Source organism: Streptomyces sp. NPDC028314 (assembly GCF_055565795.1).
Genome location: NZ_JBVHTP010000012.1, coordinates 26094 through 45516, shown reverse-complemented (window position 1 = coordinate 45516; position 19423 = coordinate 26094). Strand labels below are relative to the sequence as shown.

Genomic DNA, 19423 nt, shown 5'->3' with positions numbered 1-19423 from the left:
GCACCTCCGATCACCAGTCACTAGAGTAGCTATTTCTTTAATCAATGCAGCTGTGCCAGCATATGAGATCCGTCCAACCCCCGTGGAAAGCCCCCAAAAGGGTCACTTTCCTGTCCGCAAGGAGAGCACGTGCTCACTGTCGGTGACAAGTTCCCCACCTACGATCTGACCGCCTGCGTCTCGCTCGAAGCCGGCAGCGAGTTCGCCCAGATCGACCACAAGACCTACGAGGGCAAGTGGCGCGTGGTGTTCTTCTGGCCGAAGGACTTCACCTTCGTCTGCCCGACCGAGATCGCCGCCTTCGGCAAGCTGAACGAGGAGTTCCAGGACCGCGACGCCCAGGTCCTCGGCGTCTCCGGCGACTCCGAGTTCGTCCACCACGCCTGGCGCAAGGACCACGCCGACCTGCGTGACCTGCCCTTCCCGATGCTGGCCGACTCCAAGCACGAGCTCATGCAGGCCTGTGGCGTGCAGGGCGAGGACGGCTTCGCGCAGCGCGCCGTCTTCATCGTCGACCAGAACAACGAGATCCAGTTCACGATGGTGACCGCCGGTTCCGTGGGCCGTAACCCCAAGGAGGTCCTGCGGGTCCTCGACGCCCTGCAGACCGACGAGCTGTGCCCCTGCAACTGGAACAAGGGCGAGGGCACCCTGGACGCCGGCTCGCTGCTGGCCGGTGAGTGACGGATGTCCCTCGACTCCCTCAAGTCCGCCATACCGGACTTCGCCAAGGACCTGAAGCTGAACCTCGGTTCGGTCATCGGCAACCAGGACAAGCTCTCGCAGCAGCAGCTGTGGGGCACGGTCCTGTCCTGCGCGATCGCCGCCCGCTCCCCGCGCGTCCTGCGTGAGCTGGAGCCCGAGGCGAAGGCGGCCCTGTCGCCGGAGGCGTACACCGCCGCCAAGTCCGCCGCCGCGGTCATGGGGATGAACAACGTCTTCTACCGCACCCGTCACCTGCTGTCGGACCCGGAGTACGGCACCCTGCGCGCCGGCCTGCGGATGAACGTCATCGGCAACCCGGGCGTGGAGAAGGTCGACTTCGAGCTGTGGTCGCTCGCGGTCTCCGCGATCAACGGCTGCGGCCAGTGCCTCGACTCGCACGAGCAGGTGCTGCGCAAGGCCGGTGTCGACCGCGAGACGATCCAGGAGGCCTTCAAGATCGCCTCGGTGATCCAGGCCGTCGCGGTCACCCTCGACGCCGAAGCGGCGCTCGCCGCCGAGTAACACCGGTCCGTCGTACGGACCAGGGGCCCCCGCAGCCGTCACCGGCCGCGGGGGCCCCTGCCGTTCACCCGCGCCCCTCGCGCAGCTTGGCCATCAGCGCCCGCATGTCCTCGATCATCGCCGCGTGGATCGCGTTCTCGTCCGCTTCCGCCGCCCCCTCCGCGTGCCAGTCCACCGTGAGCGTGAAGACGGCGCCGCCGTCCAGCACCGTCAGCTGGGCGCTGGTCCCGATCTGATGTCTGAGCAGCGCCTGCTCACCGAGTCCGGGGACCGCCTCCACCTCGAAGAACTTCGCCTTCTGGTCGGGTGCGAGGCCGGGCCCGGCGGCGAACTCCGGCCGGGGGTCGGCCTTCTTGTGCAGCTCGACCAGCACCTGGGCCCCGTACCAGGTCCGGCCCTCCACGTACTCCGCGGACTGCCGGCAGTACGACCAGTCCAGCGCCGGGCTCGCGCCGTAGCTCGGCCCCAGCCCCTCGAAGTCCGTGCCGGTGACCCCGCGGAGCCCCTTCAGGGCGGCCTCCTGGCACACGTTCTCGGCGTACCGGTACGCGATGCTCGGCGCGGCACCGGCGAAACGGTCCTGCACGGCCAGGGTCCCGGCCCACAGCGCCGAGGCCAGCACTGCCCCGCCGAGCGCCCACAGCCACGGCGCACGGGCCCCCCGTAAGCGCCCGGGAGCCTGCCCGGGAGCCCGCTCCGGCTCAGGCCCGACCGCCCCGGCCGGCCCTTCCGGGTCCCAGTCGCCGACCAGTTCAGGCTCGCTGATCATCCGCTGCCCTCTCCACCGGCGACTGCGGCGACAGCTCCACGGCGGTGGCCCCGTGCGGCGCGGGTCCGACCGGAGCGGCTCCGGGGCGCGACCGGTCGCGCGAGTACGCCCTGAGGTAGACCACCACCGTGTTGGTGACCGCGACCAGCGGAACGGCGACCACGGCCCCGCCGATGCCTGCGATCATCCCGCCGGCGGCCACCGAGAGCACCACCGCGAGCGGGTGCACCCGTACGGCCCGGCCCAGGATGAAGGGCTGGAGCACGTGGCCCTCGATCTGCTGCACCGCCAGCACCACCGCGAGGACCATCAGCGCGATGAACGGCCCCTGGGTCACCAGGGCCACGACCACCGCGAGGGCCCCGGAGATCACGGCGCCGACGAGCGGGATGAAGGCGAACAGGAAGATGAAGACGGCGAGCGGCACCGCCATCGTCACGTCGAGGAAGTACAGCCCGAGGCCGATGAAGACGGCGTCGATGAGCGCGACGAGGACCGTGCCGCGCACGTAGGCGGTGAGCGTGCGCCAGGCGCGCGGACCGGCGCCCGCGACACCGGGGCGGGCGGCGGAGGGGACCAGGCCGAGCACCCACGTCCAGATGCGCTTGCCGTCGTAGAGCAGGAAGAGCGTCGAGAACATCGCGAGCAGGATGCCCGTCATCACCTCGACGAGCACCGTGACGCCCTGGAGACCGGCGGAGGTGATCTCCTCGGTGTTGGTGCCGATGGTCTCGCTGAGGTTCTTCGCGATGTCGTTGATCTGCTTCTCGGTCACGTGGAACGGGCTGTCCAGCGCCCAGGCCTTCGCCTCGTTGATGCCCTCGCGGACCCGGTCGGAGAGGTCGTCGAGGTTCTCCATGACCTGCCAGACCACGAACCAGCCGACCAGTCCGATGACGACGAAGCCCAGGATCGCGGTCACGGCGGTCGCCAGCCCGCGCGGCAGCCCGAGCCGGCGCAGCCGGACGACGAAGGGCTGGAGCAGGGCGGTGACGAGCAGAGCCGCGGCGAAGGCGAGGACGACGAGGCGGACTTCGCTGATCACCTTCATCAGCACCCAGAGCATCCCGGCGAGCAGCAGCAGCCGCCAGCTGGCCTCGGCGGCGACCCGCACGCCCCACGGGATCACGGTCACGGGATCGGGCCGCCCGCGCGGGCCGGGGCCCTCGGAGCCGTGCGTCTCGACCGCCGCCGCGGGGAGCGGCGCCGGGGCGGCGACGACGGGCACGGGGCGGTCGTCGGCGGTCTCCGCCTCGACCTCGGCCCGCCGTTCGTCGAGGCGTGCCTCGACCTGACTGAGCTTTCTCCCCAGCCGCCCGAGCCAGCCCGCCCTCTTCGCCATGTCGTTCCCTTCCCCCGCCCGTGGACACACCTCGAAGACCGTACACGCGAGGAGCCCCGCACCGTTTGACGGTGCGGGGCTCCTGGAGGTTGTGCGCCTGCGTACGGCCGTGGCCTCAGTACCAGCCGTTGGCCTGGTGGAAGCTCCAGGCCGAGCACGGGCTGCCGTACCGCTCGTTCATGTAGCCCAGGCCCCACTTGATCTGCGTGGCCGGGTTGGTGCGCCAGTCGGAACCGGCCGAGGCCATCTTCGAACCGGGCAGCGCCTGGACCAGACCGTAGGCGCCCGAGGACGAGTTCACGGCCTTGTAGTTCCAGGTGGATTCCTGGTTGATGATGTTGGAGAAGCACTGGAACTGGCCCGACGGGACCATCTGCTGGGCGATCGCCTTGACCTGGGCGACCGTGTAGGAGCCCTGGACCTCGAAGTCGCCGGCGTCACGGGACGCGGAGCGGCTGGCGACCTGCTCCTGCTCCTCGTGCTCCTTCTTCGCCTTGGCCTCGGCGTCGGCCTTCTTCTTGGCCTCCGCGGCCTCGGCCTCGGTCTTCTTCGACTTGGCGGTCTCGGCGGCCTGGATACGGGCCGCCTCCTCGGCCGAGCGCTTGGCGTCGGCGTCGGCCGCGTGGGCGATGGAGTCGGCCTGCTGCGTCAGGGACGCGCTCTGGACCTGAGCCTGCTCGCCGACCGGAATGTCAGTGAGGAGAGTCGCACCCGACGCGGTGGTCTCGAGATCGTTCGAGGTGGCGTCGCCGGTGGCAACGCCTACGACTGCGCCGACGGTGGTGACCGCGGTGGCCGAAGCCACTGCGAACCCCCGGACCGAGATCCGGCTCACACGGTGTCCTTCCAGCAGCGTCCGCAGTGACCGCGCGGGCGCAAAAGTGCCCCTCGACACTGGCCTCCACGGAGCTGCGGTCACTGGAGGCACGGGCCCGTGGGCAACTCCCTTGCGGGGGCTGCCGCGTGAAACTCGGGCGGCATACGGCGAACGACTGTGGAGTTGTGGTGCTGCGCGTACCTCACTGGAGATACAGGTATGCCGTATGCGGGGCCTGACGGAAACCAGACTCTGCCGGACCGCGACGCCGGAGGGCAATTCTGCGTTGCGTGGGAAAGGTCACACCTGGCATGTCGCCATCGATTTCGACAAAGGCCTGTGCAGCACAGCGCCGCCCGGCTAGGCTTCTGGGCCTTTGCCGGGCGGCGCCAACTCAACTTCCCGCTATGGGGGTTCTGTCCCCTTTGCGGTTACAGCGTCTCCAGCATCTCCGTGACGAGCGCGGCGATCGGCGAACGCTCGGAACGGGTCAGCGTGACGTGTGCGAAGAGCGGATGGCCCTTCAGCTTCTCAACGACGGCGACCACTCCGTCGTACCGGCCCACGCGCAGGTTGTCCCGCTGGGCGACGTCGTGGGTCAGCACGACCCGCGAGTTGGCCCCGATCCGGGACAGCACGGTCAGCAGGACGTTCCGCTCCAGCGACTGCGCCTCGTCCACGATCACGAAGGCGTCGTGCAGCGAACGGCCGCGGATGTGGGTGAGCGGCAGGACCTCCAGCATGCCCCGGTTCAGCACCTCCTCGATGACCTCGCGCCCGGCCACCGCCGAGAGGGTGTCGAACACCGCCTGCGCCCAGGGGCTCATCTTCTCGGAGGCGTCCCCGGGCAGGTAGCCGAGGTCCTGGCCGCCCACCGCGTACAGCGGCCGGAAGACCATCACCTTCTGATGCTGCCTCCGCTCCAGCACCGCTTCGAGCCCCGCGCACAGCGCGAGCGCCGACTTTCCGGTGCCGGCCCGGCCGCCCATCGAGATGATCCCGATCTCCGGGTCGAGCAGCAGGTCGAGGGCGATGCGCTGCTCGGCGCTGCGGCCGTGCAGCCCGAAGGCCTCGCGGTCGCCCCGTACGAGCTTCACGTTGCCGTCGGCCGTGACGCGGCCCAGCGCCTTGCCCCGCTCGGACTGGAGGACCAGTCCGGTGTGCACGGGCATGTCCGCGGCCTCCGGTACGTACAGCCGCTCCTCCGAGAACAGCAGGTCCACCTGCTCCCCGGACAGGGCGAGCTCGCTCATGCCCGTCCATCCGGCGTCGGTGATGGCGAGCTCTGCCCGGTACTCCTCGGCGAGCAGCCCCACGGAGGAGGCCTTGATGCGCAGCGGGAGATCCTTCGAGACCACCGTGACGTCGTAGCCCTCGGCCTGGAGATTGCGGGCGACGGCGAGGATCCGCGAGTCGTTGTCCCCCAGTCGGAAGCCGGCGGGCAGGACACCCGGGTCGGAGTGGTTGAGCTCGACACGCAGGGTGCCACCCAGATCGCCCAGCGGGATGGGGGCGTCGAGACGTCCGTACCGGACCCGGAAGTCGTCGAGCAGGCGCAGGGCCTGGCGCGCGAAGTAGCCGAGTTCGGGATGGTGCCTCTTTGCCTCCAGCTCGGTGATCACCACGATCGGGAGCACGACCTCGTGCTCGTCGAAGCGGGAGATCGCGTTGGGGTCTGCCAGCAGGACGCTGGTGTCGAGGACGTAGGTCCGCCTGTCGGGCAGGCGGCGCTTTGTGCTGGTCACCACGGAAGGACGTACCCCCTCGGAAGAGGTCGGGCCATGAAGACCGGACCGGTCATCGGCACCCATGCGCGGGCCGATTCCCGGCCCTCCACTCCGTCCGTGCGAACCGCACGTGCGTCCTGGTGCAAAGGGCCTCCCGGGCGGACGACCCCATGCCGTCCGCTGAGACTCGACACCCGTGGATCGGGCGTCGACCTGCTAGGGGTATGCCCTCGAACCGGCGCGCCCATGCCATGGCATATGACGGACGCTCGGTGAACCCCTGGTGAAGGCCTTGCGCGGAGGACAGAAGGGGGCAGAGAGGGACACAGGGGGCGGACGGGACGGGCCAGGGCGCGCCGGACTTCCGAGGGGGCGTCAGCCGCCCCCGGGATCAGGTCCCGTACCGCCGGTGGCGGGCCGCGTAGTCGCGCAGGGCGCGCAGGAAGTCGACCTTGCGGAAGGCCGGCCAGAAGACCTCGCAGAAGTAGTACTCCGAATGCGCGCTCTGCCACAGCATGAATCCGGACAGCCGCTGCTCGCCGCTGGTGCGGATGACCAGGTCCGGGTCGGGCTGGCCGCGCGTGTAGAGGTGCTCGGCGATGTGGTCGATGTCCAGGACCTCGGCGAGCTCCTCGAAGGAGGTGCCCTTCTCCGCGTGCTCCAGCAGCAGGGAGCGGACCGCGTCGGCGATCTCCTGGCGGCCGCCGTAGCCGACCGCGACGTTGACCAGTATCCCGTCGATGTCGTGCGTGGCCTGCTCGGCCTCCTTGAGCACCGACTGGGTCCGGGCGGGCAGGATGTCGAGGTTGCCGACGTGGTGGACGCGCCAGCGGCCGTCCGCGGCGAGGCCCCGTACGGTGTTCTCGATGATGTTGAGCAGCGGGCGGAGCTCGACCTCCGGCCGGTCGAGGTTGTCCGTGGAGAGCATCCACAGGGTGACGACCTCGACGTCCGTCTCGGTGCACCAGCCCAGCATCTCGGAGATCTTGTCGGCCCCGGCCTGATGGCCCTGCTCCGTCGTACCTCCGGACGCCTTCGCCCAGCGCCTGTTCCCGTCCAGGATGACGCCGATGTGCTTGGGCGCCGCGTCATGGTCGAGGCGGCCTTCCACCCGGCGTGCGTAGAGCCTGTACACCAGGTCGCGCAGCTTCACGATCTTCCAGCCCCTCCGTGCAATGCCCCCGTGCGAATTGCGGTCCTCCCCCGAGTCCGCCACATTACTGGGCTGCGGGATCGGGTACCCAACTCGGTCGGTCACAAGTCCGTGATAGGGAGGACAACGTGACTGATACCAATCCCTATCGGGCAGAGCCCTCGCGCTACGACTCCATGGAGTACCGGCGCACCGGCCACAGCGGCCTCAAGCTCCCCGCCATCTCCCTCGGCCTCTGGCACAACTTCGGCGACGACAAGGCGCTGGAGTCCCAGCGGGCGATCCTCCGCCGCGCCTTCGACCTCGGCGTCACCCACTTCGACCTGGCCAACAACTACGGCCCGCCGCCCGGCTCGGCCGAGCTGAACTTCGGGAAGATCTTCGCCCAGGACTTCGCCCCCCACCGCGAGGAGCTGGTCCTGTCCACCAAGGCCGGCTACTTCATGCACCCCGGCCCGTACGGCGAATGGGGCAGCCGCAAGTACCTGCTCGGCTCGCTGGACGCCTCGCTGAAGCGGATGGGCGTCGACTACGTCGACATCTTCTACTCGCACCGCTTCGACCCGGAGACCCCGCTGGAGGAGACCATGGGCGCCCTCGCGTCCGCGGTCCAGCAGGGCAAGGCGCTGTACGTGGGCGTGTCCTCCTACACGGCCGAGCAGACGGCCGAGGCGGCGCGGATCCTGCGCGAGATGGGCATCCGCCCGCTCATCCACCAGCCCTCGTACTCCATGATCAACCGCTGGACGGAGGAGGACGGGCTGCTGGACACCCTGGAGGACGCCGGCATGGGCTGCATCTCCTTCGCACCGCTCGCGCAGGGACTGCTGACCGGCAAGTACCTCAAGGGGATCCCGGAGGGCTCGCGGGCCAGCCAGGGCAAGTCCCTCAACCCGGACCTGCTGTCGGACGACGTGCTCCGCCGGCTGAAGGGGCTGAACGAGATCGCCGCGCGGCGCGGGCAGTCGCTGGCCCAGCTGGCGCTGAAGTGGGTGCTCCGCGACGAGCGGATGACGTCGGCCCTGATCGGCGCGTCGAGCGTGAAGCAGCTGGAGGAAAACGTGGCCGCACTGGCCGGAGCCCCCCTGACGGAGCAGGAGTTGAAGGAGATCGACTCCTTCGCCGTCTCCACCCCCGGCACCAACATCTGGGCCCAGCGCGGCTGACCTGCGCTTATGTGTGGGACCTAAGGAGAACGAAAAACGGGCCGGTCCGTGGGGGGGATACGGACCGGCCCGAGGGGGGGGTTCCACCATAACCCTTCGTAAAGCGTGATGCGTGCATTGCCGCGAAACGATTACGCTCCGAATCCGCCCAGCAGCACTCCGGTGAGGGCTCCGGCGGCCATGAAGGGGCCGAACGGGAACCCCGTCCGACGGCCCGCACGGCCCCGCAGCACAAGGCCCAGGCCGTATACGGCCCCGTATACGAAGCCCAGGAACGCCCCGGCGACCCATACCCCCCACCCGTACCACCCAAGAGCGACCCCGAGGGACAGCGCCAGCTTGACGTCGCCGAATCCCATGCCGGCGGGGTTGATCAGGAACAGCACCAGGTACGAGGCCCCGAGCGCGGCTCCGCCGAGCAGCGCGAGCCGCCAGGACCCGGCGGCCCCGGGCAGCAGCGCGGCGCCCCCGAGCAGCCCGGCGGCGGCCGCCGCGAGCGGCAGGGTCAGCCGGTCGGGCAGCCGGTGCACCGCGAGGTCGACGAGCCCGAGCAGCACGAGCACGGGCGCGAGCCCCGCGTACGCCACCACCTCGGGCCGCCCCCCGACGGCCACCCCGAGCCCGGCGCACACCGCACCGCTCACCACGACGACCCACCCCACCCGGGGGCCGTACCCGTGCGGCGCCCCCGCCCCGCCGGAGTCCGAGGCCCGGCGGCCCGGCGCCTCGGCCCCGGCGGCGTCCGAGGCGGGGCATCCCGGCGTGCCAGCCCCGTCGGCGCCCGGCTTCTCGGCCCCGGCGGCGTCCGAGGCGGGGCGGTCCGGGGGCGGAGCCCACGGCAGCGGCGGCGCGGCCGACCGTTGCGCCCCCGCGGGGAGCCGGCAGCGGGCGAGGCCCAGCCAGCCCGGCAGCGGGTGCCCCTCGGGGCAGGAGTCCCGCCACGGCTCCCCCGGCTCCACGGACAGCCGGTACGCCGCGCGCGGCAGCAGCAGCCCGGCGGCCACGCCGTACGCGGCGGCAAGAAGGACGATCACGACCAGGCCCATCCGCCGACCGTAGGCCCGGCCACCCCCAGGGACATGGGCCCGGGGGCCCATTCACCCCGCCCCCGGCCCCGGTCACCGGCCCGCCCCCGTTCAGGGCTCAGTTCCGGCCTCGGCTCCGGCCGCCGTCCAGGCCCCCGCCCAGGCCCCGTTCCGTCCCCGTGCCGCCCGGCGGGGGCCTACGCTGGCCGCCCGACACCCGGGGAAGGGGCACCGCATGGCGCGGCGTTGGCACGACGGCGAAGCCGTCCTCCGCATCGGCGGCCCGGGCGGCGCGGCGGTCCCGCTGGAGATCGCCGCCTCCTACCGGGCCCGCACCCGGGGCCTGCTCGGGCGCGACGGGATCCCGGGGGCCCTGCTGCTGACCCCGGCGGGCAGCGTGCACACGTTCCGGATGCGCTTCGCGATCGACGTGGCGTACCTCGACCGGAACCTCGACGTCATCGCCCTCACCACCATGCGCCCCGGCCGGCTCGGCCTCCCGCGCCCGCGCTCCCGGCACGTCCTGGAGGCCGAGGCCGGCGCCCTGGCCGGGTGGGGACTGCGCGTCGGCACCCGGGTGGACGTGGAGCCCGTTCCGCGAGACTGGGCCTAGGCTCCACTGCGCTCCGACGGTAGGTTGGGGCGGTTGAGCTGGGTGTTCAGGGGAGCGGCATGACGGAGAACGCGCGGATCAAGGCGCTGGAGCAGATCATGCCGGCGACGCACGGCGCCGACGAGGACATCGACTGGCGGGCCGCCGAGGCGGCCTGGGGGACCAGGTTCCCGGCCGATTTCATCGCCTTCATGGGCCGCTTCGGCTCGGGCTCCATCAACGGCGAGGCGAGCATCCTGCTGCCCCTCCCCAAGCCCGGACTCCAGTGGGACCCGGCGGAGATGGCCGAGGAGACCGCCAACGCCCGTCAGGTCTGGGAGGCCGAGGGCGGCCGGGCCGCCTTCGACGTGGACCCCGAGTCGATCATCGCCTGGGGGGTCACCGGCGGTTCCGACATCCTGTGCTGGCTGACCACCGATCCCGACCCCGACCGCTGGCCGGTCCTCGTGGTCGGGCGGCACACCGCCGACTCCTTCGCGGTGTACCCGTACGGCATGGCCGAATTCCTCCTCCAGCTCTGCTCGGACGAGTTCGACGTGAGCCCCGTCAGCATCACCTTCTGGGACGGCGGGCACCTCAGCTTCGTCCACTGGCGCAAGGCGCAGCGCCGGTGGCAGGAGGGCCGCAACCCCGAGACGGGCGAGCCCGACCCGTACGCGGGCGAGTTCGCCGACTAGTCCGTCCGAAGACCCCGTTCACCCGTTCCCTGACCGGAAACGGGCTTTTCGGCATGTCTACGCGCGTCCGATTTGTTGATCACATATCGGAAAACACCATGCGGAAAAGCCCCAGTTGGAGCATTGAACACAACTACCACCCCAATGGAATCAACCACCCTGCCGTCAGGAGAGAATTCCGGCCAACGGGCCATGGACGGACACCCCAGCCCGGAGCAACTCATAAGTAACAACGGGACTCAAAAGAAAATCAGGGGACTCCACCCGTGCGACGAAGAATCTTCGGCACGACCGCCAGCACCGCCGTACTCGGCCTGCTGATACCTCTTGCCGGCTGCGGAAGTTCCGGCGACGGCACAGGTGACGGCGGTACGCTGCGCCTGGTCGCCGCCGAATACGGCGATACTCCGGCCACCAGCTCCAAGGCTTTCTGGGACAAGATGACGACGGATTTCACCGCCGCCAACCCCGGTATCAAGGTCGAGGTGCAACTGCTTCCGTGGGCCGACATCGACCGCGAGGTCTCCCGTATGGTCAAGGACGGCAAGGCGCCGGACATGGCCCTCATGGGCGCCTACTCGGACTTCGCGGCGCAGGGCAAGCTCTATTCCGCGGACGAACTCCTCTCGGTCACCGCCGAGGCGAACTTCCTCGCGCCGCTCGCGGAGGCCGGATCGGTCGGCAACACCCTCTACGGCCTGCCCTTCGTGGCGAGCAGCCGCCTGCTCTTCTACAACGAGGCGCTGTTCACCAAGGCCGGGATCACCAGCCCGCCGAAGACCTGGAACGACCTGAAGGCCGACGCCAAGGCGCTCAAGGACAAGGGCGTGAGGTTCCCGTACGCCATGCCCCTGGGCCCGGAGGAGGCGCACGCCGAGGCGATGATCTGGGAGCTGAGCAACGGCGGCGGCTACGCCGACAACAGCGGCAACTACAGCCTGGCCTCCGACCAGAACATCCAGACCTTCAAGTGGATCAAGGAATACCTGGTCGCCCCCGGCCTGACCGGCCCGGTCCCGCCCTCGCAGCTCAACCGCGCCGACGCCTTCGCGGCGTTCATGCGCGGAGAGGTCGGCATGCTCAACGGCTACCCCTCGCTGGCCCACGAGGCGCGCGCCAAGGGCATGAACGTCGGCGCCGTCTCGATGCCCGTCTCGGACACCCTCGGCTCCGGGGAGACCCCGCCGACCGTGGGCGTGGCCGACTGGATGATGGCGTTCAAGCAGAACGGCAACGGCGCGGAGATCGGCAAGTTCCTGGACTTCGTCTACCAGGACAAGAACCTCGCGGACTTCGCCGGCCGCTACCACCTGCTGCCCTCGACGGTCTCCGCCTCCCGCACCCCGGCCGGCGGCGGGCTCGACGCGACCGACACGCAGTTCCTGACCGCCCTGCGCGGTGCCCAGCTCTACCCGGTCAACGACCCGTCCTGGGTGACGGTCAGCGACACCATCAAGCGCAACATCGGCCGCGCGGTGGAGCCGTCCGGCGACCCGAAGGGCGTCCTGGAGGACATCGCCGCCAAGGCGACCGCGGCCGGCAAGAAGCGCTGAACCACCCACCGAAGGCCCTGGGGAAACAGGACTTTCGCCCCCTGCCGCATCCCACCCCGTGCGGCACCATGGCTGTTACGGCACTTGATCCAAGGCCGCGGCCCAGTCGCCCGACAGCGCGCCCACAAGGTGCCGGGGCGGCCGGCCTCCCTCCCGCCCCTCCCCGCTCCGCCCGACCGCCCTACTTCTGCATGCCGTTGTCCTCGGAGAACGCCGTACGGTACTGCCCGCAGTCGGAGTCCCAGCGCAGCGTGCCCCGGAGCGTCCCGTAGCCGGAGCGGGTGACCGACCACTCCACCGTGTACTCGCCCGTGTCGCAGGCGATGCGCTTGCCACCGGGGACCTTCTCCCGGCCCGTCGCCGGCCGGTCCGCCAGGTCCCGGCGCACCTCGCCCGCCGTGGCCCCCTTCGCGTTGCGCAGTACGGCGTGCAGGAGGATCCGCTGCCGGCCGTCCTTCGTCGTGACCGCCCTCTTCACCAGCTTCGAGTCGGAGACCGACCAGGCGAACTCGTACGAGGGCAGCCAGGCCAGCGTCTTGGGGTCGGGCACCTTCCGCTCGAAGTCCGGGGCCTCCTTGGGGCCGGGCTTGCGGACCGTCTCGTACTGGATCGTGGGGTAGAAGCGGAACTGGCCCTCCACCTTGTGCATGTCGTCCTTGGTCCACATCGACTTCATCGCCTTCTCGTCGCCGCCCGGGTCCTGGAGGTAGGGCGTGCCCTGTGCGGCGGTCGCGGCGGACTGGCCGAGGACCGGGGCGAGGGCGGCCACGGCGGCGGCGAGGGCGAGTGCGGCGGTGCGGGTGCGCTTCATGCCCGGTCCAACGGGGGCTTGCGGCGTGCCGGAACTACGCCGGGCGCGCGTTCACCCGTAAGGGCAGCCGGGCGGGACTCGGAGATGACATATTCCCCCGGCCGCCTGGAATATCACCTGATCAGCGCCAGTTGGGGCCGTGCGGAACACGAAGAAACGATCACGGCACATCCTCAGGGGGACGCGATGAGCAACACGAACGGCACGGTGGCTGCGGGCTGGGAGTCGGTACGGGAGGAGTTCGAGGCCTTCGTGGCCGCCGAACCGCACTCGCCCGAGGCCCAGCTGGTGGTACGTCACCACGGGCGCCCGGTGGTGGACCTGTGGGCCGGTGAGGACACGGACGTGGGAACCCTGAGCGGGGTCTACTCGATCACCAAGGGCGCGGCCCACCTGGTGGTGGCGCTGCTCGTCCAGGACGGGGTGCTGGAGCTGGACCGGGCGGTCTCCTCGTACTGGCCGGAGTTCACCGGGGACGGCAAGGAGCGGCTGACGCTGCGCGAGCTGCTCTCGCACCGGTCCGGGCTGATCAACACCCCGGAGGGCTTCACGATCGAGGAGCTGGCGGACGACGCGCTGGTCGCGGCGCGGCTGGCCGCCTCGAAGCCGTACTGGGAGCCCGGCACGGGGTACGGCTACCACGCGTTCGTGATCGGCGCGCTGACCGGCGAGGTCGTCCGGCGGGCCACGGGCCGCTCCCTCCAGGAGGTCTTCGAGGAGCGGGTCCGGGCGCCGTACGGGCTGGACCTGTACCTGGGCCTGCCCGCCGCGGCGGAGAGTCGCTGGAAGCCGGTCCTGGAGCCGCTGCCCACGCCGGAGCAGCTGGCGGAGCTGGCCGCCGCACCGGCTCCCAAGCCCCTGCTGAACATCGCCTTCAACTTCCACACCGACCCGCCGATGGACCTGATCGCCTACGCCAACCACCCCGCGGTGAAGGCGAAGGGCACGGCCTCGGCGGGCGGCGTCGGCAACGCGTCCGGCATCGCGGGCATGTACGCGGCGGCCATCGGCGAGGTGGACGGCGCCGCCCCGCTGCTGAAGCCGGAGACGGCGGCCGAGTTCGCGCGGCTGCACACCCCGGGCGACGAGCTCGTGACCCGGGAGGCGGACCACTTCGGGCTGGGCTTCGAGCAGCAGCCGGCGGTGGGTCCGCAGGCCTTCGGGCACAGCGGCGCGGCGGGAGCGAACGGTTTCGCGGACCCGGTCACCGGAATCGCGTACGGGTACACGCGCCGCCGGTTCGGCTTCCCGGGCGGCCTGGCCCCGGAGAACGCCCGCCTGACGGCGGCGGTGCTGAAGGTGGCGCGCGGGCTGTAGCCGGCGCGGTGTTGAAGGGTGGCCCGCGGGCCGTGGCCGGCGCTCGGTTGAAGGGTGGGCCGCGGGCCGTGGCCCGTCAGGCCTGGCCGGTCTCGAAGCGGCTGACGTGCCCGTCGGGGGTGACGTCGAACCGCCAGGCGGTACGCATCTCGCCCCAGGTGTCGTTGCGGTAGTCGACGACCAGGGAGCGGCCCGCGTCGGCCTCGGACGCGACCGCCATGTGGCCGCCGGAGGAGAAGATCTCCCGTTCGGCCCAGTCGGCGAGGTCGCGGTCCGAACCGTCGTCGGACATGGTCGCGCCGGGGGTCAGGGCCGCCTGGAACGCGGCCCGGTCCCCGGAGTTGACGGCGTTGACGAAGGCGCGGACGGCGGGGTCGGTCAGCTGGGCCGGGTCGATCACGGAGGCTCCTCGGATGCGTGCGTACGGCGCTGCGTGCGCGACCAGGGAACACCGCGGGCGGGGCCGGGGCGGCGACCCTCACCCGTTCGCCGCCGGACGGCGTGTCAGGGGGCCGTGCGGACGGGGAAACCGGTGGGCCGGCCCTGGTCCCGGAGCCAGGCCAGCACCTGGTCGAGGGCTTCGACGGTCTGCGTGCGGTTGCCGCCGCCGTCGTGGAAGAGCACGGTCGGGCCGTTCTTCATCTCGTTCTTGACCGTACCGACGATCGCCGCGACGCCCGGCTTGCTGAAGTCCTTGCTGTCGACGTTCCAGCCGAGCGGGCGCATCCCGTTCGCGGCGGCTATGCGCCTGCTGTCGGGGGTGAAGGCGCCGCCGGGGGCCCGGTAGTACTCCACCGTGGCGCCGGCGCCCGCGGCCTCCTCTATCCGCCTCTTCGCGTCCAGGATCTGCGCCTCCTGGTAGGAGACCGGCTTCTTGTCCATGGCCGTGTCGTGGGACATGGTGTGGTCGCAGAGCCGGTGGCCGGCCGCGACGATCTGCTTGACCAGGTCGGGGTGCGCCTGGGCCTGCGGGCCGATCATGCAGAAGGTCGCCTTCACCTCGTACTTCTTGAGTACGGAGAGCACCTTCGGGGTCCACTTGGGGTCGGGGCCGTCGTCGATGGTGATGTTGACGGCGTCGCCGCCGCTCTCCGAGGCGTGGGCTATGTCCTCGGATATCCGCTGTCCGGGCTTCTGCGCCGGGCCGGGGGCCCCGGGGGCTCCCGGGGCCCCCGGGGAGCCGCCGTCGCCGTTGGCCGGGTCGTCGGTCTGCCGGGAGACGTTCTCGTGCGCGGGGTGGTGGTCCGGGCCGACGACCGTCGTCACTCCCCATACGGTCGCCGCCACGGCCGTGGCCGCTGCCACGATGGCGAGTCCGGACCGTGTGCCCTGCCTGTGCGTGCGCGCCATGAACCCCATGAGCTGTCCACTCCCCTTCGCCTTGCGGGCGTTCCGTGGTTCAAGACGTCCGGCGACACGGAGGGGTTCCAGCCAATTCCCGCATAAATTCCAGATAATAGGACCTTGGTCCCTGATCGTCCTGATTTTCGGCCCAGTTGAAACCGGGTGGAACCGGTTCAAGTTCCTACCCGTCAGCTCGGGGGTTCAAGCCTGCGCGCGGGTACGCGAAGAGCCCGGCACCGGTGGATCGTCCGTCCACCGGTGCCGGGCTCGTTCTCGTTATTCGCCCTGTCCTGGGTTCATCCGGTCGCTCAGTGGGCGAGGGACTCCTGCGGAGACTGGGCGGCCTTGCCGTCCTCGGCGCCGGCGGCCTGGGCCGGACCCGCGCCCCGGAGCGGGACCTCCTTGACGAACCAGGCGGCCGCGAAGCCCAGTACGGCGATCGCAGCGCCGAGCAGGAACGCGGAGTGCGTGCCGGCGGCGACCGCGTGCTGGTAGGCCTCGCGCATGGCCTCGGGGAGCTTGGCCAGGCTCGCGGCGTCCAGCTGGGCGGAGCCGGCCTTGGCGGCGGCTTCGGGTCCCAGCCGCTCGGTCATGGTGTCGGTGACCTGCGAGGTGAACAGGGAGCCCATCAGGGCCACACCGAAGGAGCCGCCGAGCGTACGGAAGAGGGTGGCGGAGGAGGAGGCGACGCCCATGTCCTTCATGTCCACGCTGTTCTGCGCGACGAGCATGGTGATCTGCATCAGGAAGCCGAGGCCGGCGCCGAGGATCGCCATGTAGACGCCGGAGATCAGGCGGCTGGTGCCGGTGTCCATCGTCGCGAGGAGGAAGAGCCCGACGACCATGAGCGCGCCGCCGACGATCGGGAAGACCTTGTACTTGCCGGTGCTGGTGGTGACGCGGCCCGCGACGAGCGAGACGACCATCATCGAGAGCAGCATCGGCAGGAGCAGCAGGCCGGAGTTGGTGGCGGAGGCGCCCTGCACCGACTGCTGGAAGAGCGGGAGGTAGAGCACGCCGCCGAACATCGCGAAGCCGACGAGGAACCCGATCACCGAAATGAGGGTGAAGTTGCGGCTGCGGAAGATGTGCAGCGGCATGACGGGCTCGGCGGCCTTGGTCTCGGCGAAGAGGAACGCGGCGATGGAGACGACGCCGACGGCGATCAGGCCGATGATCTCGGCGGAGCCCCAGGCGTACTCGGTGCCGCCCCAGGTGGTGACGAGCACGGTGGAGGTGATGGCGATGGTCAGCAGGGCCGCACCGAGGTAGTCGATCCTCGGGCGTTCGCCCTGTCCCGCCTTCTTGGGCAGGTGCAGGACCGCGGTGACCATCGCGAGCGCGACGGCGCCGAGCGGGAGGTTGATGTAGAAGGACCAGCGCCAGCCCATGTGGTCGGTGATGGTGCCGCCGACGAGCGGGCCGCCGATCATGGCGAGGGCCATCACGCCGGCCATCATGCCCTGGTACTTGCCGCGTTCACGGGGCGGGATCAGGTCGCCGATGATCGCCATGACGCCGACCATCAGACCGCCGGCACCGAGGCCCTGGATCGCGCGGAAGCCGATCAGCTGGCCCATGTCCTGGGCCATGCCGCTGAGCGCGGAGCCGATCAGGAAGATCACGATCGAGGTGAGGAAGGAGCCCTTCCGCCCGTACATGTCGCCGATCTTGCCCCAGATGGGGGTGGAGGCGGCCGTGGCCAGCGTGTACGCAGTGACCACCCAGGACAGGTGCTCCAGCCCGCCGAGCTCGCCGACGATCGTGGGCATCGCGGTGCCGATGATCATGTTGTCGAGCATGGCCAGCAACATTGCGATCATGAGGGCCATGAGTACGACGCGAACGCTGCGGGGCTTCACCTCCCCCGAGGTACCGGCCGTTTTAGTCAGTTCCGCCATCTCGTCCACTCCCCTGGCACCCGGTGCTTACTTGCCGCCCGGCTAGTTCACTACACTGGGGAAGGTAGACCCGTAACTAGCCGGGCGTCAAGTAAGTATCTGAGGAGCGCCATGACCAGCAGCAGTCCGCAGCAGCGCCGTGGCAACACGCGTCAGCGCATCCAGGACGTGGCTGTGGAGCTCTTCGCCGAGCAGGGTTACGAGAAGACGTCGCTGCGCGAGATCGCGGAGCGGCTGGAGGTCACGAAGGCGGCGCTGTACTACCACTTCAAGACTAAGGAAGACATCATCATCAGCCTCTTCGACGACTCGACGCGGCCGATCGACGAGCTGATCGAGTGGGCGCAGGAGCAGCCGCGCACGCTGGAGACGAAGCGGGAAGTCCTGCGGCGCTACAGCGAGGCGATGGCGGCGGGCGCCTCGCTGTACCGGTTCATGCAGGAGAACCAGGCGACGATGCGGGAGCTGAGCATCGGGGAGACGGTGAAGAAGAGGCTCTTCACCCTGGTCGAGCTGCTCCGCACCGAGGACGGCCCGCTGACGGACCAAGTCCGCTGCGTGAGCGCCCTGTTCACCCTGCACGCGGGGATGATGTTCCTCCAGCACGTGGAGGGCAACCCGGAGGAGACCCGCCTGGCGGCCCTCGAAGTCGCGACGGACCTCATCACGCAGGCCCACCGCCAGTAGATCCGGGGCGGAGCCGGGGGGCTCGCTCCGGGGCGGAGTCGCGGGGCTCACTCCGGGGCGGAGCCGGGGGTCCTGCAACCCCCACCCGTCACTCGATCCGGGGGTTTCACCCCCCAGAATACTACTCTCCGTAACCAATCCGGCTACCTTCGGTGAAGTGCGCCACCCGGACCGTCCGACGGCGCCCGAGCCAAGGACACCGCCGTGCCCGGAACCCGTCTCGCCGCCGCTGCCGTCGCCGCCCTCGCCGTGGCCGCCCTCACCACGGCCCCCGCCCCGGCCACGGCCGCACCACCACCAACTCCCCTCGACTACGTGGCCCTCGGCGACTCCTACAGCGCCGGAGCCTTCGTCCGCCCCTGGTCCACCGACGACGGCTGCGGCCGCTCCGCCCAGAACTACCCCCAGCAGACCGCGCGCCGGCTCAGCGTGCGCCTCACCGACGTCACCTGTTCCGCCGCCGAGGTGAGAGCGGGCGCCCTGGAGCCGCAGACCGAGCTGTCCGGCCCGCCGTCCGTCCCACCCGCGCAGGGCTGGTCCCCCCGCCCGGCCCAGGTCGAGGCCCTGTCCGCCACCACCGACCTCGTCACGCTCGGCATCGGCGGCAACTCCATCGGCTTCTTCGACATCGTCCAGAAGTGCGTGGAACAGGGCTTCGCCGCCTTCGGCCTGGGCACCCCCTGCTCGACCTACTACACCCGCGGCGCCGGGGCCTCCCGGCTCAACGCCGGATTCAGCTCCCTCCAGAGCGACTTCGCGGACCTCCTCAAGGAGATCCGGTCCCGCGCACCCCGCGCCAAGGTGGCGGTCGTCGGATACCCGGCCGTCGTCGATGACGGCACCGGCTGCCGCTGGGGCTCCTGGCACCAGTTCGGGACCGTCGCCAAGGCGGACATGCCCTGGCTCGACTCCGTGGAGCAGAGACTGAACACCGTCCTGCGCGACCAGGCCCGCCGGGCCGGCGCCGCGTACGTGGACACGTACACCTCCAGCACCGGCCACGGCGTGTGCGCGGGCGGCGAGACCCGCTGGATGTACGGGATCAAGGACAGCCTGACCGGCCCCGGCACGCAGAACGATCCGCCGTCCCGGTTGTGCCGGTCCGTACCCTCCGACGGCGAGGCCTGCACCGTCATCCACCCCAACCTCCGCGGCGTCACCCACCAGGCCGACCTGGTCACCGCGGCCCTGATCGGGCTCGGGGCGGGCAGAGCATGACGGCACGGAGGAACCGGAAGGATCCTCGAACACGGCCGGCGCCGACCTGATCCTGGACGGCGGCCGGACCACGCGT

Annotated in this window: 19 protein-coding genes; 9 read left to right on the top strand and 10 right to left on the bottom strand. The window is 70.5% G+C overall.

The genetic code is table 11. The annotated features are described in order from the left end of the window. Window positions 1–129: 129 nt before the first annotated feature. The gene (locus tag ACZ4TG_RS26205; RefSeq protein WP_150518082.1) at window positions 130–684 is read left to right on the top strand and encodes a peroxiredoxin; all 555 of its coding nucleotides are present in this window, start codon (window positions 130–132) and stop codon (window positions 682–684) included. Between the two features lie 3 nt (window positions 685–687). Beyond that, window positions 688–1227 (top strand): alkyl hydroperoxide reductase, encoded by a 540-nt coding sequence (locus ACZ4TG_RS26200; protein ID WP_468166936.1) that lies wholly within the window; start codon window positions 688–690, stop codon window positions 1225–1227. A 64-nt stretch (window positions 1228–1291) separates the two neighbouring features. On the opposite strand, the gene ACZ4TG_RS26195 is transcribed toward ACZ4TG_RS26200, so the two are convergent. The 5 genes from ACZ4TG_RS26195 to ACZ4TG_RS26175 form a co-directional block, all read right to left on the bottom strand. Next, the gene (locus tag ACZ4TG_RS26195; protein WP_468166934.1) at window positions 1292–1996 is read right to left on the bottom strand and encodes a hypothetical protein; all 705 of its coding nucleotides are present in this window, start codon (window positions 1994–1996) and stop codon (window positions 1292–1294) included. Next, on the bottom strand, window positions 1980–3338 hold the full coding sequence (locus tag ACZ4TG_RS26190; RefSeq protein ID WP_468166932.1) for an AI-2E family transporter: 1359 nt from the start codon (window positions 3336–3338) through the stop codon (window positions 1980–1982). The genes ACZ4TG_RS26195 and ACZ4TG_RS26190 overlap by 17 nt, the downstream gene beginning before the upstream one ends. Before the next feature lie 115 nt (window positions 3339–3453). After that, window positions 3454–4173, bottom strand: coding sequence for an aggregation-promoting factor C-terminal-like domain-containing protein (locus tag ACZ4TG_RS26185; protein ID WP_468166930.1), 720 nt, complete (start codon window positions 4171–4173; stop codon window positions 3454–3456). A gap of 413 nt (window positions 4174–4586) precedes the next feature. Beyond that, on the bottom strand, window positions 4587–5903 hold the full coding sequence (locus tag ACZ4TG_RS26180) for a PhoH family protein (RefSeq protein ID WP_468166928.1): 1317 nt from the start codon (window positions 5901–5903) through the stop codon (window positions 4587–4589). Between the two features lie 370 nt (window positions 5904–6273). Beyond that, window positions 6274–7035 carry an isoprenyl transferase gene (locus ACZ4TG_RS26175; RefSeq protein WP_468166926.1) on the bottom strand — a complete coding sequence of 254 codons (762 nt, stop codon included), beginning with the start codon at window positions 7033–7035 and terminating at the stop codon, window positions 6274–6276. Between the two features lie 128 nt (window positions 7036–7163). Here ACZ4TG_RS26175 and mgrA point away from each other — a divergent pair, with 128 nt between their 5' ends. After that, window positions 7164–8201: an L-glyceraldehyde 3-phosphate reductase gene (mgrA, locus tag ACZ4TG_RS26170; protein WP_468166924.1), complete on the top strand. Its 1038-nt coding sequence runs from the start codon at window positions 7164–7166 to the stop codon at window positions 8199–8201. Between the two features lie 131 nt (window positions 8202–8332). Here the strand turns inward: mgrA and ACZ4TG_RS26165 are convergent, their stop codons facing one another. Then, entirely contained in the window at window positions 8333–9247 is a 915-nt protein-coding gene (locus ACZ4TG_RS26165) for a prepilin peptidase (protein WP_468166922.1), read from the bottom strand. A gap of 214 nt (window positions 9248–9461) precedes the next feature. Here ACZ4TG_RS26165 and ACZ4TG_RS26160 point away from each other — a divergent pair, with 214 nt between their 5' ends. The 3 genes from ACZ4TG_RS26160 to ACZ4TG_RS26150 all read left to right on the top strand — a co-directional run bounded on the left by ACZ4TG_RS26160 (window position 9462) and on the right by ACZ4TG_RS26150 (window position 12069). Continuing rightward, window positions 9462–9839 (top strand): DUF192 domain-containing protein, encoded by a 378-nt coding sequence (locus ACZ4TG_RS26160; RefSeq protein WP_468166920.1) that lies wholly within the window; start codon window positions 9462–9464, stop codon window positions 9837–9839. 59 nt (window positions 9840–9898) lie between these two features. Beyond that, window positions 9899–10516: an SMI1/KNR4 family protein gene (locus tag ACZ4TG_RS26155; RefSeq protein ID WP_468166918.1), complete on the top strand. Its 618-nt coding sequence runs from the start codon at window positions 9899–9901 to the stop codon at window positions 10514–10516. A 266-nt stretch (window positions 10517–10782) separates the two neighbouring features. Continuing rightward, window positions 10783–12069, top strand: coding sequence for an extracellular solute-binding protein (locus tag ACZ4TG_RS26150; protein WP_468166916.1), 1287 nt, complete (start codon window positions 10783–10785; stop codon window positions 12067–12069). Between the two features lie 181 nt (window positions 12070–12250). Here ACZ4TG_RS26150 and ACZ4TG_RS26145 read toward each other — a convergent pair whose 3' ends face one another. Continuing rightward, a complete protein-coding gene (locus tag ACZ4TG_RS26145; RefSeq protein ID WP_468166914.1) occupies window positions 12251–12880 on the bottom strand; it encodes a hypothetical protein in 630 nt (209 codons plus the stop codon). A gap of 186 nt (window positions 12881–13066) precedes the next feature. Here ACZ4TG_RS26145 and ACZ4TG_RS26140 point away from each other — a divergent pair, with 186 nt between their 5' ends. Then, window positions 13067–14197 (top strand): serine hydrolase domain-containing protein, encoded by a 1131-nt coding sequence (locus ACZ4TG_RS26140; RefSeq protein WP_468166912.1) that lies wholly within the window; start codon window positions 13067–13069, stop codon window positions 14195–14197. Window positions 14198–14273: 76 nt separating this feature from the next. Here ACZ4TG_RS26140 and ACZ4TG_RS26135 read toward each other — a convergent pair whose 3' ends face one another. From ACZ4TG_RS26135 to ACZ4TG_RS26125, 3 genes are all read right to left on the bottom strand, one after another. Beyond that, window positions 14274–14597 (bottom strand): nuclear transport factor 2 family protein, encoded by a 324-nt coding sequence (locus ACZ4TG_RS26135; protein WP_468166910.1) that lies wholly within the window; start codon window positions 14595–14597, stop codon window positions 14274–14276. 104 nt (window positions 14598–14701) lie between these two features. Further along, on the bottom strand, window positions 14702–15547 hold the full coding sequence (locus ACZ4TG_RS26130; protein WP_468166908.1) for a polysaccharide deacetylase family protein: 846 nt from the start codon (window positions 15545–15547) through the stop codon (window positions 14702–14704). A gap of 302 nt (window positions 15548–15849) precedes the next feature. Continuing rightward, a complete protein-coding gene (locus ACZ4TG_RS26125; RefSeq protein WP_468166906.1) occupies window positions 15850–17442 on the bottom strand; it encodes an MDR family MFS transporter in 1593 nt (530 codons plus the stop codon). A 111-nt stretch (window positions 17443–17553) separates the two neighbouring features. Here ACZ4TG_RS26125 and ACZ4TG_RS26120 point away from each other — a divergent pair, with 111 nt between their 5' ends. Both ACZ4TG_RS26120 and ACZ4TG_RS26115 read left to right on the top strand, forming a co-directional pair. After that, window positions 17554–18129 carry a TetR/AcrR family transcriptional regulator gene (locus tag ACZ4TG_RS26120; RefSeq protein WP_468166904.1) on the top strand — a complete coding sequence of 192 codons (576 nt, stop codon included), beginning with the start codon at window positions 17554–17556 and terminating at the stop codon, window positions 18127–18129. Window positions 18130–18333: 204 nt separating this feature from the next. Then, window positions 18334–19347, top strand: a complete 1014-nt coding sequence (locus ACZ4TG_RS26115) for an SGNH/GDSL hydrolase family protein (RefSeq protein ID WP_468166902.1) — start codon at window positions 18334–18336, stop codon at window positions 19345–19347. The last annotated feature ends 76 nt before the right edge of the window (window positions 19348–19423 follow it).